Below are 12,259 nucleotides of genomic sequence, written 5' to 3' on the forward strand. Positions count from 1 at the left end.
ACGTGCGCTACATCGATTCCTTCAATCATTTTTTCCCCGATCGCTTGTGGAATCGGATGCTGGCCTCCACCGGCACGGCCCGGGACATCGGTATGCGCATGCGGGGCATTCCGACCATCTACGACCTTGAGGCGCGGCTAGCATGTGTGGATCGTTTCGCCGACTTTAACTATGTTCAGGTGCTGTCGCTGGGCATGCCGCCTCTCGAGAGCCTTGGCGAGCCACAGGAAACTGAGGAACTAGCGAAGCTCGGCAATGACGGGCTCGCTGACTTGGTTGATCGCTACCCGGACAGGTTTGTGGGCTACTTGGCTTCGCTTCCGATGAACTCCCAACATGCCGCGCGTGAGGCCGAGCGAGCCTTCGCCAATGGCGCTAACGGTCTCCAGCTCCACACCAACGTCAACGGTCGTCCGCTTGACGATGAGGCCTTCTACGGAGTGTTCGAGACGGCGGCCAGGCACGGCCGTCCTGTGTTCCTGCACCCTTCTCGCGCGGCGAACATGCCGGACTATCTAAGCGAGACGAAATCAAAATATGAGATCTGGTGGACTTTCGGCTGGCCCTACGAAACTTCCGCAGCGATGGCGCGGCTTGTCTTCTCTCGAATGCTGGACAAGTTGCCGGACCTCAAGGTTCTGGCGCACCATATGGGAGCCATGGTGCCGTATTTCGAAGGACGGGTGGGGCCTGGTTGGGATCAGCTGGGTAACCGGACATCGGATGAGGACTACAAGGGCTTGTTGGCACAGCTCAAGAAGCGACCGCTAGACTATTTCAAGGACTTTTACGCTGATACGGCCGTTTTTGGATCGCGATCAGCCACCATTTGCGGGTTGGACTTCTATGGTGCGGACCGTGTCCTTTTCGCCTCTGATAGCCCATTCGATCCGGAGAAAGGCCCGGGCTACATCAGGGACACTATAGCTGTGCTTCAGTCCCTTGAACTATCAAACGAGGACCGCGAAAAGATCTGCTTCCGCAACGCGGAGAGCCTCCTCAAAATCGGGCGGTGCTAACTTCCTGACAGCTGCCGGTGTCCCCCGGTGGCTGCCATTAGACTTGCGAGGATCGCAAACTACCACGCCGCTACAATCCTACCCAGATTCAAACCTCTCATCAGATCTCAAGAAAGAATGGCTTGCCGGAGTGATCGACAACATCATCGCCTAAAAAGCATGTAGAGAGGTTTCTGGCTCGCTGGAGGGCCTGCCGGATCCTGCTACTCCGAAGGCGCCGAGCACCGCATTGGGGTTCAGAAGCAGCATCTGCGCCTCGCCTCAACCAGCTGCAGGGAGCCTGACCTCTGTCGAGCGGGCACTCTCATCTTCCTGTCGGATCCTCTGGCTAGGACCGGGCTTTGCTTGGATGGCGAGCCCGCAGACAGGAGATCCAGGAGGAAGTTCAGTCCATGACCTTCGTAAAGGTGAGCAACACCGTCATCCATTGCCGCGTGACCGGAACCGCGGGGCGGCCGCGTCTGGTCTTTTTGAACTCGCTCGGATCGGACTTCCGGATCTGGGAAGAGGTGGAGGATCGGCTGCGCCACCGTTTCGAGCTCCTCTTTGTAAATAAGCGTGGTCACGGGTTGAGCGAGGCCGTGGCCGGCCCTTACACGGTTCGGCAGCTGGCCGATGACGTACTGGGCGTTCTGGATGCGCTTGGCTGGAAAAGCACGAGCGTGGTCAGCTTGAGCATCGGCGGCCTGATCGCGCAGCAGATCGCGCTGCAGGCGCCGGAGCGCGTCGAAGCGCTCGTTCTGATGGATACGGCTGCGAAGATCGGCAGCGCCGACAGTTGGAACGAGCGCATTGCGGCTGTTGAGGCTGGCGGGATGCAGTCCATCAGCGAGGCCGTGGTGAGCCGCTGGCTGACGAGCGACTTCCGCGAGGCGCAACCGACTGCCTATACCGGCTGGCGCTCCATGCTGGAAGCCACATCGACGGAAGGCTATCGCGGTTGCTGCGCTGCCTTGCGCGACGCGGATCTGACCCTCGATGTCGGCCGCATCACGGCTCCGACCCTCGTCTTGTGCGGTGACGACGACAAGCCGACGCCACCGGATCTCGTGCGCGCCACGGGCGAGCGCATTCCGGGCGCCCGCTTTATCCTGATACCGGGCGCGGGCCATCTGCCCTGCTTGGAACAGCCGCAGCAAGTCGCCAGCCTCATTGCTGAGCATGTCGAAGCTGCTAATTGGGAGAAGGCGCAAGCGGCGTCACGCTTCGACGCGGGTATGGCCGTGCGCCGGCGCGTGTTGGGCGATGCCCATGTGAACCGCGCAAGCGGTTCTGCCACGCCGTTTGATGCCGCGTTTCAGCGCTTCATCACGGAAGGCGCCTGGGGTACGGTATGGTCGAACCCGCATTTGTCGCTTCGCGAGCGCTCGATGATCACGATCGCCCTGCTTGCTGCTCTCGGGCAGGAGGATGAAGTGGCCATGCACGTGCGTGCAACCCGCAACACGGGCGCGAGCGAGGAGGACATCGCCGAAGCGCTGATGCATGTGGCCGTTTATGCCGGCGTTCCCGCCGCCAACCACGCGATCAAGATCGCCAAGAAGACGCTGATCGAGATGCGGGAGGAGAAACAACCGCAATGAGCAACTCCTATTTCCAGCGTGACCGCGACTGGCATCCGCCGGCGCTCACGCCCACCTACAAGACGTCCGTGCTGCGCTCGCCGCGCCATGCGCTCCTGTCGCTTCCCACGACCTTGTCGGAAGAAACCGGTCCCGTGTTCGGCCACGACATTCTTGGGCCCCTCGACAATGACCTGATCCGCAACTTCGCCAAGGATGGCGCGGAAGCGATCGGCCAGCGCATCGTCGTTTATGGTCGGGTCCTGGACGAAACGAACCGCCCGGTGCCGGGTGCGCTTGTGGAATTCTGGCAGGCCAATGCCGGCGGTCGCTATCGCCACAAGAAGGAAAGCTACCTCGCCGCGCTGGATCCCAATTTCGGCGGCTGCGGTCGCGCCATCACGGACGCCGAAGGCCGCTACGAGTTCCGGACCGTGAAGCCGGGTGCTTATCCCTGGCCCAACGGCGTCAATGACTGGCGGCCGGCCCACATCCACTTTTCGGTATTCGGCAACGCGTTTGCGCAGCGCTTGATCACCCAGATGTATTTCGAAGGCGACCCGATGATCTGGCAATGCCCGATCGTGATGACGATCCCTGACCGCGCCGCTGTGGAGCGCCTGGTTGCGGGGCTTGACCGCAACGCCACGATCCCGATGGATAGCCTCGCCTACAAGTTCGACATCGTGTTGCGCGGCCGCCGGTCGACGCTGTTCGAAAACCGGCCGGAAGGGAACTGATGGTGCAGCGCCTCGACTACCTGAAGGAATCGCCGTCCCAAACCGCTGGTCCGTACGTCCACATCGGCACCAATCCGAACTGGGTCGAAATCACCGGCGTTTGGAAGGAAGACCTGGGGCTCGTTCTGGTCGGGCCAGAGACCCAGGGCGAGCGCATCCTGATCGAAGGCATTGTCACGGACGGCGCCGGTGCGCCGGTGCGTGATGCACTGATTGAAATCTGGCAAGCCGATGCGGAAGGCCTGCACAACTCTCCGGCTGAAACGCGCGGCAGGTTTGATCCGAACTTCGTCGGCTGGGCGCGCCAACCGGTGGCAGAAGCGGACGGCTCCTTTCGCTTCGAAACGGTGAGGCCGGGGCAAGTGCCTTATCCGGATGGCCGAATGCAGGCGCCACATATCACGGTGTGGATCGTGGCGCGAGGCATCAACACTGGCCTCCACACGCGTTTGTATTTTGCCGACGAAGCAGAAGCCAACGCCAAGGACCCGCTGCTTCTGCGCATCCCAGAGCCGGCACGGCGCGAAACGCTGGTCGCCCGGCGAAGTGAGCGCGACGGCATGCCGGTGTTCACGTTCGATATCCGGATCCAGGGCGCAAACGAAACCGTCTTCCTCGACATGTGATTGCCGCGCTGGCAACCGGAAGGACCCCAATGAACAAGACGCTTCCCACTCTCGCAGAAGCCGTTGCCGGGATCGCCGATGGCGCCGTTGTGATGATCGGCGGCTTCGGCGGCTCGGGCGCCCCGATCGAGCTCGTGCACGCGCTGATCGACCGCTTTCTGAAAACGGGCCAGCCGAAGAACCTCACGATCGTGAACAACAATGCCGGCAACGGCCATGTCGGTTTGGCGGCCATGATCGAGCACGGCATGGTTGCCAAGCTGATCTGCTCGTTTCCGCGTTCGGCCGATCCGCGAGTTTTTACCGAACGCTATCTGGCCGGACAAATCGAGCTGGAACTCGTGCCACAGGGGACGCTGGCGGAACGGATCCGCGCCGGCGGCGCGGGGATCCCGGCCTTCTACACGCCGGCAGGTTTCGGCACCGCACTTGCCGAAGGCAAGCCGGTGGAGGAGTTCGACGGCCGTTCTTATGTGCGCGAGCGCTGGCTCAAGGCCGATTTCGCGCTGGTGAAAGCCCATCTTGGCGACACGCTCGGAAACCTGACCTTCAACAAGGCGGCGCGAAACTTCAATCCCCTGATGTGCATGGCCGCAACAACCACAATCGTGCAGGTGTCGCAGATTGTGAAGCCGGGCGCGATCGATCCGGAGCATGTCGTGACGCCGGGCATCTTCGTGCAAGCCGTGGTCGAGGTTGCAAATCCCGCGCAGGAGGAAGACCTCAACCGCGCCAATGCCCATTTCCCGGAGGTCGCCGCATGAGCACCAAGCTTTCCGCAACGCAGATCGCCTGGCGGGCGGCGCAGGAAATTTCCGACGGCGCATACGTCAATCTCGGCATCGGATTGCCGGAAATGGTGGCGCGGTTCCAGCCTCCCGGACGGCAGGCGATCTTCCACACCGAAAACGGCATTCTCGGCTTTGGCGAAGCGCCCCCGGCCGGTGAAGAAGACTGGGACCTGATCAACGCCGGCAAAAAGGCGGTCACGCTTTTGCCGGGCACGGCCTTCTTTCATCATGCCGACAGCTTCGCCATGGTGCGCGGCGGCCATCTCGACATGGCGATCCTCGGCGCCTTTGAAGTGGCCGAAAACGGCGACCTCGCCAATTGGTCCACGGGGCCAAAAGGCGTGCCGGCCGTGGGTGGCGCGTTGGATCTTGTTCATGGCGCAAAGCAGGTGGTGGTGATCACCGAACACACAACCAAGGATAACAAGCCCAAGCTCGTGAAGCGCTGCTCGCTGCCGCTGACGGGCGTTGGCTGCGTGACGCGCGTTTACACCAGCCTGGCCGTGGTCGACATCCAGGGCGGGCGGTTCGTGCTGCGCGAAAAACTCGCCGCCATGTCGCTGGACGAACTGCAGTCTGTCACCGGCGCCGAGCTCGTAGTAAATGGACGCGTTGCTGATCTTGTTGTGCCGGAGCTTTGATCCATGCATTGCGTTCACGTGGTCGCCTTTGACTAGCTGCGGTGCGGCACCTCAGTCCTACTGATGAACCCGGTATTACTCCTATCCAACAATGTCAGCTCTTGTAGGTGACAGGCAGGTTGTGCCACCGCGTATTGGGGCGGTAGCCGAATGGCGGCTTGCCCCTTCTTACGGCGTAGGAGCAGACTGTCCGCTGACGTGAAGAGTTTCGGGCGCCGGCAGGCGTACGAAAGTCCCCGAGGAAGGAACCCGCGGGCGACCGGCTTCGGCCTATGGGGATTTCAATCTGCGGCTGATGTCTGCGGTGGCGCGACCTTCATTGGGAAGCGCCGGGATGGATGCGGAAAGGCCGCTTCGTTGCGCCTCCGCGCGGTATTGACGGACTGGAACTCGTCCGGGGAGACCCATGTCGGCGTCAGCGATTTGCGTGGCCGCGCGCGGGTTCGTTGCCGGAGGCGGAACGTCTGCGGCTATAGGCTCGACCGTGCCATGCCGGGTCATGCGTCGGTCTCCCGGTTGGCCGATGATGCGTGCGGCGGTCCGCGCGGCTGTTTCCGGCGTTCGAACACCTCGATGACGATCATCCGTCCACCGCAGCAAGTACACGGCGGGCGGTAGTCTTCCTGTTCGCCAGGTTTGTCTTCATCGGGCGGAGCGGCGACATTCAGGAGTTGGCGGGCGAGCGCAAGGCTGGCCTTGCGGGCGGAGCCGGCCAGCAGTCCGTAGTGCCGGATGCGATGGAAGCCTCGCGGCAGGATATGGATCAGGAAGCGGCGGATGAATTCGTCGGCCGCAAGCGTCATGACCTGCTGCCGGTCCGCGCCGTCGCGGCGGTAGTCCTTGTAGCGGAAGGTGACGCCGTCCTGGTCGAAAGCGATCAGGCGGCTGTTCGAGATCGCCACCCGGTGGGTGTAACGCGACAGATAGGCGAGCACCGCCTGCGGTCCAGCGAACGGCGCCTTGGCATAGACGACCCAGAGTCGACCGAGGCAGACTGATTACACCGACCCGGCACCGCTTGCACATCCGCTCGTTGGTCTTGAGCCACTTGGGAGAGGCAGCTCGTGGGGATTTTTGGCGAGAGTGGGTGCAAAAGGCTGTTTCTACAAAAGATTAGGTTCTGGGAATGGCCAGCGTTGGGTGGAAGGAGACGTTCGGCTTTAGGTGACGAAGAACCCGGAAGCTGACACCAAAGTCGGCCACAAACTCATGCTCCTCTTAATGCCGAGAAGTCGAAGCCAGCGACGTGATCACGGAATGCCGACTGTGCTCGCGAGGGGTTCTTCAAGGCGGGAAAGGCGAGCATCATCTCATATGGCGTTATCTCCCATGCCGGGAGTAGCTCGATGAGGCCGCGAAACTTCAGGGCAGGCTCGCAAACGTAAGCCGGAAGAAGGGCTATTCCACCACCTGCAACGGCAGATTGAAACAGGAAGCTGATCACGTCCGACTTCATGGCAGCTGGAGGTCTCAGAGCGTGTCGCATCTCACCCCCAATGAACACCCATTCCGGCTGCGCGTCATGTATCAGGCAGCGGTGGAGCAGCAGATCCTTGGGCTCTCTCAGTGGAGGGCTGGCTTCCAGATAGGATGGAGCTGCGACCAGCATCCGTCGGATCGAGGAGAGCCGCCGCACGATCAAATCCTGCCCGGTGACGGCCCCCACCCGAAAGGCGAAATCGATCCGCTCCTTGATGAGATCAAGGTTCCTGTTTGTGGCGATCAACTCGATTGAGATACGGGGATATGCCATGGCAAAGCTTTGCAGGAAGCCCGGCATGAAATGGATTGCGGTCACTTCCGGACAGGTGATCCGGAGTGTTCCGACTGGCTGCTCCCTCAGATTGCCCATTGCAATAGCTGCGGCCATGGCCTCGGTCCGAACGCGGCGGCAGTAGTCGAGGTAAACCTGACCTGCCTCTGTGAGGCTGACGTGTCGGGTGGAGCGGTTCAGAAGCCGCAGTCCCAATCGACTTTCAAGCTGAGCAATGCGCTGGCTGACGGTGGACTTCGGCATTCCGACCTGCAGCCCGGCTTGCGTGAAGCTGCCGGTCTCCGCCACCTCTGCCAGGAGGATCATGTCGTCCGCGCTGTCCATAGCTGCTCCCGTTCGATCCTCCGCCGCATCCCACTATCCGCTTTTCTGAACGGTGTTTCCAGACTGTCCACATTATCGATCGTGATTTTACGAGCTACGGTAGTGGCAGCAGAAGAGAAGCGGGAGCCGAAATGACGGCCAGTCAGGTAGATCTAAAAGCGGACAGGGTGAACTTCGCCGTCGCCGTAATGGTCTTTACGAACCTGACGCTTTCCCTGGCCGACGCGATGATCAAGGTGACGATCGCCACCATGCCGCTGTCGCAGTTCGTGTTCCTCAGGTCATGCGTGACACTGCCGCTGCTGATCGCCATCTTGATATGGCGCTTTCCGCAGGTGCCACTGCGGCCCGTGAAGCCCGCTTGGGCTTCGTTGCGCAGCGCCCTGCTGCTTCTCAGCCTGCTTCTCTACTATGCGTCGCTGCCCCGGCTCGACCTTTCGATGGCAGCGGCGGTCTATTACACCATACCGCTGTTCATCACCCTGTTCGCGGCTTTCTGGATCAGGGAGTCTGTCGGGCTGACGGGTTGGCTTGGAGTGGCAATCGGTTTTCTTGGGGTGCTGCTGATGCTGAAGCCGGAAGCCGGACATCTCAACATCTACGCGCTGATGCCCCTTGGCTCCGCCATCCTTTACGCGCTGGCGATGGTGCTGACCCGCACCAAGGCTCGAGCCGAGAACGCACTCGTCCTCGCGCTGATCTTCAACCTGATCGCGATCGTCCTTGGAGGCGGAGCAAGTCTGGCAAGCCTGAGCGCAGGTGATGCCGCCCCAAGCCTGTTCACGGGCGAATGGCTTCCGATGGAGGCGTGGCAGTGGACCCTCATCCTGCTTTTGAGCACAATGATGCTGATCGGAAGTGTCGGAACCGCCATTGCCTATCAGTCGGCGCCACCCTCGATCGTATCCACGTGGGATTTCTCCTATCTCGCCTTTGCGGTGCTGTGGGGCGTGGTGCTGTTCTCTGAACAGCTTGATGTCGCGTCTATGCTCGGCATCGCGTTCATCGCTCTTGCCGGGATCATTGTCATCCGGCGGTAAGGGAAGGCGGTGGCATCCATGTTAAAAAGTGCTGACCCGCCGGTCGCCGGCCGGTCAGCACCTCCGATGAAACACCTGGAACAGACCGTCCGCTCTCGGTTCCGTTCCCGCCTGAGGCGAAGGGCTGGCGCCAGTCGGAATTCGCGTGGAACCTAAAAGGCTGACCGACCGCCGAGTTGGTTCTCCTGTATAGCATTGGGCACAAGCGGAGGACCTGTGTATGGACGCTGACCTTCTGCTGAAGAACGAAACGGTATTCGCAGCCATGCACGGCGACAGCAGGTCAGCCGTCGGCGGACGAGCTCATTTCGGCCATGCGGGTTAACCGGCACGAATTTTCGCCTCTTGTACTTTGAAAGAGTGCTTCCTTTCTGTGTCCGGAGCGTGTCGAGCGTTACCGTAGAGGCATGAACACCGCCACTGTCGACGACAGCAATTTCGCTACCTTTTTGCAGCCACTTGACCTGGAGGGCCGTGTTCTTGCCGTGTCGCGGCTCCCGGGACGAAAACTCTTCACAACCAGTCTCGGCATCGAGGATCAGGTCATCACAGCTGCCATTGCGCGCAGCGGGGCGGCGATTGAGCTGGCGACGCTTGAGACCGGCCGTCTGTTTCCCGAAACGCTGGAGCTGATTGACGTGACCCAAACGCGCTACGGCCTGACGATCGAGCGCTTCCGCCCGCAAGACAGCGAAGCCATCCAGTATGCGGCCGCCTATGGCGTGAACGGCTTCTACGACAGCGTCGAAGCGCGCCACGCCTGCTGCCAATTTCGCAAGCTGGCGCCGCTTTCCCGCGCCCTCCAGGGTGTCTCCGTTTGGATCACCGGCGTTCGGCGTGGCCAGTCCGGTGCCCGAGCCGATGCGCAGCTCTGCGAGTTTGATGAAGCCCGCGGCATCCTGAAGATCAATCCGCTTGCCGACGCAGACCTGGAGATCGTGCAGCGCTACGCTACCCAGCATGAGGTGCCGCTGAACCCGCTGCATGCGCGCGGCTATCCATCGATTGGTTGCGAGCCCTGTACTCGCGCGATCAAGCCGGGCGAGCCCGAGCGCGCCGGGCGCTGGTGGTGGGAACAGGATCTCACCCGTGAATGCGGGCTCCACGTCAAACCGGGCACTTCGCGGGTTGTCCAGCATCCTTCTTCACAGGCTCTCTCATCATGAATGCAGTTGCACGTCTGAAAACCGGCGCTCCTGTTTTGGAGCGGCGCATGTCCGGCCATTTGCAGGCGCTGGAAAACGAGGCGATCCATATCTTCCGCGAAGTGGCGGCCGAGTTCGAGCGCCCGGTCATGCTTTACTCGATCGGCAAGGATTCTTCGGTCCTGCTGCACCTGGCGCGCAAAGCTTTCTTTCCGGAACGGATCCCTTTTCCGCTGCTCCACGTCGACACGGGATGGAAGTTCACGCAGATGATCGCCTTCCGCGATCAGACGGCGCGTGAACTCGGCCTCGACCTTCATGTCCACACCAACCCGCGGGGGACGAGCGAGGGGCTCAGCCCCCTTAAGAACGGTTCCTCGTTTTTCACCAGCGTGATGAAGACCGAGGCGCTCCGCCAGGCGCTCGACGCAGGCCGCTACGATGCTGCTTTCGGCGGCGCGCGGCGTGACGAGGATGCGTCGCGTTCCAAGGAGCGCATCTTCTCGTTCCGCTTGGCGAACCATCAGTGGGACGCCCGCAATCAACGGCCGGAACTTTGGAATCTATATAACGGCCGCATCGCAAAGGGGGAAAGCGTGCGCGTTTTCCCGATGTCAAACTGGACGGAGCTCGATGTCTGGCAGTACATCAAGGCTGAGGCGATCCCGCTGGTTGATCTTTATTTCGCAAGGCGTCGACCCTTCGTCGAGCGCGACGGCATGATCATCCTGGCCGAAGATCCACGGCTTGAGCTGAAGCCCGGCGAGGTGGTTCAGGAAGACCTGATCCGCTTCCGCACGCTGGGCTGCTTCCCGTTGTCCGGCGGCATCCGCTCCATGGCAACTAATCTCGACGAGGTGATCGCCGAAATCGGCGCGTCTCGGTCCTCCGAGCGGCAGGGGCGTGCCATCGACAAGGATGAATCCCATTCAATGGAGAAGAAGAAGCTGGAGGGCTATTTCTGATGCCTGCCAGCCAGATCCTTCCCTTTGAACCTGTTTCAGCCGTCGAGCAGCCCTCGCGCTCGGTTCTGCCCGACACGCTGCGGCTGCGCTTCCTGGTTTGCGGCAGCGTGGATGACGGCAAGTCGACCCTGATCGGCCGTCTCCTTTGGGACACGAAATCTGTTGCCGAGGATCACCGCGCAACGTTGCTTGCACGCGGCTCGAGGCAGAACGATCTCGACCTTCCGGACTTCGCACTTTTGCTAGACGGCCTCAAGGCCGAGCAGGAGCAGGGGATCACGATCGACGTCGCTTACCGCTATTTTCAGACGCCCCGCCGCGCCTTCATCGTCGCTGATACGCCGGGCCACACGCAATATACCCGCAACATGGCCACCGGCGCCTCAACCGCTAACGTCGCAGTTCTCTTGATCGATGCACGCGCCGGTCTTCTGGAACAAACGCGTCGCCACGCCACTATCTGCCACCTGATGGGTATCCGGCAGATGATTCTCGCCATCAACAAGATCGACCTCGTGAACTACAGCCAGGCCGTGTTCGAGCGGATCGTGGCTGAGTTCCGTGCCTTCTCGTCCGATCTCGCGGGGATTGCCCTGACTGCAGTGCCGGTGTCGGCATTGAAAGGTGAGAATGTGGTCGCATCCGCGAAGGGTGCGATGGGATGGTATCGCGGCCCTACGCTTCTCGAAGCACTGGAAGGGGCGGAGGAGCGCGATCAATCCAGCCTGCCGTTCCGCATGTCGGTGCAGCGTGTCTCGCGTCCCTCGGAAGGTTTCCGCGGCTACCAAGGCACCATCGCGGCAGGCGAGGTCACTGTTGGGGATCGGATCACCGTGCATCCCTCAGGCGAAACGGTGAGCGTGTTGCGCATCGTGACCTTCAATGGCGATCTGGAGGAAGCAAGTGCAGGTGAGGCGGTGACGCTGGTGCTCGATCGTGCGACCGATGCGGCCCGCGGCGACATCCTTGCGGCAGCCGATGCGCCACCAATGCGGGCACGTGCATTTCGTGCCAAGGTCATTGCGCTCCAGGGTGGGGGGCTCATGAACAACAGCCGCATCCTCGTGAAGTCCGGCGCTCGACTGCGTTCGGCCAGGATCACGGTGCAGTCTGCGCTCGACCTGGCAACCGGCGCATGGCAGCAGGCAGCGACACTGCCATTGAATTCGATTGGCGAGGTCGTGCTGCAGTTCGATGAGGAAACACTGTTCGACCGCTTCGAGGACTGCTCGGGGCTTGGCGCCTTCGTGCTAATTGATCCCCAAACCAACAACACGATCGCTGGTGGAATGGTCATCGATCTCGCGCAGCCGGATGCGGCAACTTCGACGCGCATGACGGTGTCCATGCCGTCCGGTCTGGTGGAGCGCATTTTCGCTATTCCGGAACTCGCGGAGTACCGCAAGGAAATCGAGGTTCTCGCCCGCTGCTAGCTGCAGCTGCGTCGCAAGTCCGGCAGGATGACGGGACCTAATCCGCTAAGCGAGGAAAGTCGATTTCCGATTAGGGGCTAGGACGTTTGGCGAAGGCTAATCCCAGGCCCAGCAGGATCATAGCACCGCCAGAGATCTCGCGAAGGCGACGCACGAGGTTGGGCCGTGCTGCCGCTCCGTTCCTGATCCCGCCGGCGGC

Annotated in this window: 11 protein-coding genes and 1 pseudogene; 10 read left to right on the forward strand and 2 right to left on the reverse strand. The window is 61.5% G+C overall.

Annotated elements, in window-relative coordinates; translation table 11 throughout:
* Window positions 1-2: 2 nt before the first annotated feature.
* From J5Y06_RS22575 to J5Y06_RS22600, 6 genes are all read left to right on the forward strand, one after another.
* Entirely contained in the window at window positions 3-1,019 is a 1,017-nt protein-coding gene (locus tag J5Y06_RS22575; protein WP_209337472.1) for an amidohydrolase family protein, read from the forward strand.
* Window positions 1,020-1,411: 392 nt separating this feature from the next.
* Window positions 1,412-2,602: a bifunctional 3-oxoadipate enol-lactonase/4-carboxymuconolactone decarboxylase PcaDC gene (pcaDC, locus tag J5Y06_RS22580; RefSeq protein ID WP_209337473.1), complete on the forward strand. Its 1,191-nt coding sequence runs from the start codon at window positions 1,412-1,414 to the stop codon at window positions 2,600-2,602.
* Window positions 2,599-3,321 carry a protocatechuate 3,4-dioxygenase subunit beta gene (gene pcaH, locus J5Y06_RS22585; RefSeq protein ID WP_209337474.1) on the forward strand — a complete coding sequence of 241 codons (723 nt, stop codon included), beginning with the start codon at window positions 2,599-2,601 and terminating at the stop codon, window positions 3,319-3,321. Before pcaDC ends, pcaH begins: the two co-directional genes overlap by 4 nt.
* A complete protein-coding gene (pcaG, locus tag J5Y06_RS22590; RefSeq protein ID WP_209337475.1) occupies window positions 3,321-3,947 on the forward strand; it encodes a protocatechuate 3,4-dioxygenase subunit alpha in 627 nt (208 codons plus the stop codon). The genes pcaH and pcaG overlap by 1 nt, the downstream gene beginning before the upstream one ends.
* Before the next feature lie 29 nt (window positions 3,948-3,976).
* The gene (locus tag J5Y06_RS22595; protein WP_209337476.1) at window positions 3,977-4,711 is read left to right on the forward strand and encodes a 3-oxoacid CoA-transferase subunit A; all 735 of its coding nucleotides are present in this window, start codon (window positions 3,977-3,979) and stop codon (window positions 4,709-4,711) included.
* On the forward strand, window positions 4,708-5,379 hold the full coding sequence (locus J5Y06_RS22600; protein WP_209337477.1) for a 3-oxoacid CoA-transferase subunit B: 672 nt from the start codon (window positions 4,708-4,710) through the stop codon (window positions 5,377-5,379). Before J5Y06_RS22595 ends, J5Y06_RS22600 begins: the two co-directional genes overlap by 4 nt.
* Before the next feature lie 497 nt (window positions 5,380-5,876).
* Here J5Y06_RS22600 and J5Y06_RS22605 read toward each other — a convergent pair.
* Both J5Y06_RS22605 and J5Y06_RS22610 read right to left on the reverse strand, forming a co-directional pair.
* A pseudogene (locus tag J5Y06_RS22605) lies at window positions 5,877-6,356 on the reverse strand (IS91 family transposase); the annotation flags it as partial.
* Window positions 6,357-6,586: 230 nt separating this feature from the next.
* Window positions 6,587-7,477: a LysR family transcriptional regulator gene (locus J5Y06_RS22610; RefSeq protein ID WP_209337478.1), complete on the reverse strand. Its 891-nt coding sequence runs from the start codon at window positions 7,475-7,477 to the stop codon at window positions 6,587-6,589.
* 131 nt (window positions 7,478-7,608) lie between these two features.
* Between J5Y06_RS22610 and J5Y06_RS22615 the strand changes: the two genes are divergently transcribed.
* The 4 genes from J5Y06_RS22615 to J5Y06_RS22630 all read left to right on the forward strand — a co-directional run bounded on the left by J5Y06_RS22615 (window position 7,609) and on the right by J5Y06_RS22630 (window position 12,060).
* A complete protein-coding gene (locus J5Y06_RS22615) occupies window positions 7,609-8,517 on the forward strand; it encodes a DMT family transporter (RefSeq protein ID WP_209337479.1) in 909 nt (302 codons plus the stop codon).
* Window positions 8,518-8,924: 407 nt separating this feature from the next.
* A complete protein-coding gene (locus J5Y06_RS22620) occupies window positions 8,925-9,683 on the forward strand; it encodes a phosphoadenylyl-sulfate reductase (protein WP_209337480.1) in 759 nt (252 codons plus the stop codon).
* Window positions 9,680-10,627 (forward strand): sulfate adenylyltransferase subunit CysD, encoded by a 948-nt coding sequence (gene cysD / locus J5Y06_RS22625; RefSeq protein ID WP_209337481.1) that lies wholly within the window; start codon window positions 9,680-9,682, stop codon window positions 10,625-10,627. Before J5Y06_RS22620 ends, cysD begins: the two co-directional genes overlap by 4 nt.
* Window positions 10,627-12,060, forward strand: a complete 1,434-nt coding sequence (locus J5Y06_RS22630) for a sulfate adenylyltransferase subunit 1 (protein WP_209337482.1) — start codon at window positions 10,627-10,629, stop codon at window positions 12,058-12,060. The genes cysD and J5Y06_RS22630 overlap by 1 nt, the downstream gene beginning before the upstream one ends.
* The last annotated feature ends 199 nt before the right edge of the window (window positions 12,061-12,259 follow it).

This window comes from Tianweitania sediminis (assembly GCF_017813335.1).
Classification (GTDB): Bacteria; Pseudomonadota; Alphaproteobacteria; order Rhizobiales; family Rhizobiaceae; genus Tianweitania; species Tianweitania sediminis.

Coding starts and splice junctions, on each gene's coding strand:
- pcaDC (WP_209337473.1), top strand. CDS start 1,412: ATGACCTTCGTAAAGGTGAGCAACACCGTCATCCATTGCCGCGTGACC.
- pcaH (WP_209337474.1), top strand. CDS start 2,599: ATGAGCAACTCCTATTTCCAGCGTGACCGCGACTGGCATCCGCCGGCG.
- pcaG (WP_209337475.1), top strand. CDS start 3,321: ATGGTGCAGCGCCTCGACTACCTGAAGGAATCGCCGTCCCAAACCGCT.
- J5Y06_RS22595 (WP_209337476.1), top strand. CDS start 3,977: ATGAACAAGACGCTTCCCACTCTCGCAGAAGCCGTTGCCGGGATCGCC.
- J5Y06_RS22600 (WP_209337477.1), top strand. CDS start 4,708: ATGAGCACCAAGCTTTCCGCAACGCAGATCGCCTGGCGGGCGGCGCAG.
- J5Y06_RS22610 (WP_209337478.1), bottom strand. CDS start 7,477: ATGGACAGCGCGGACGACATGATCCTCCTGGCAGAGGTGGCGGAGACC.
- J5Y06_RS22615 (WP_209337479.1), top strand. CDS start 7,609: ATGACGGCCAGTCAGGTAGATCTAAAAGCGGACAGGGTGAACTTCGCC.
- J5Y06_RS22620 (WP_209337480.1), top strand. CDS start 8,925: ATGAACACCGCCACTGTCGACGACAGCAATTTCGCTACCTTTTTGCAG.
- cysD (WP_209337481.1), top strand. CDS start 9,680: ATGAATGCAGTTGCACGTCTGAAAACCGGCGCTCCTGTTTTGGAGCGG.
- J5Y06_RS22630 (WP_209337482.1), top strand. CDS start 10,627: ATGCCTGCCAGCCAGATCCTTCCCTTTGAACCTGTTTCAGCCGTCGAG.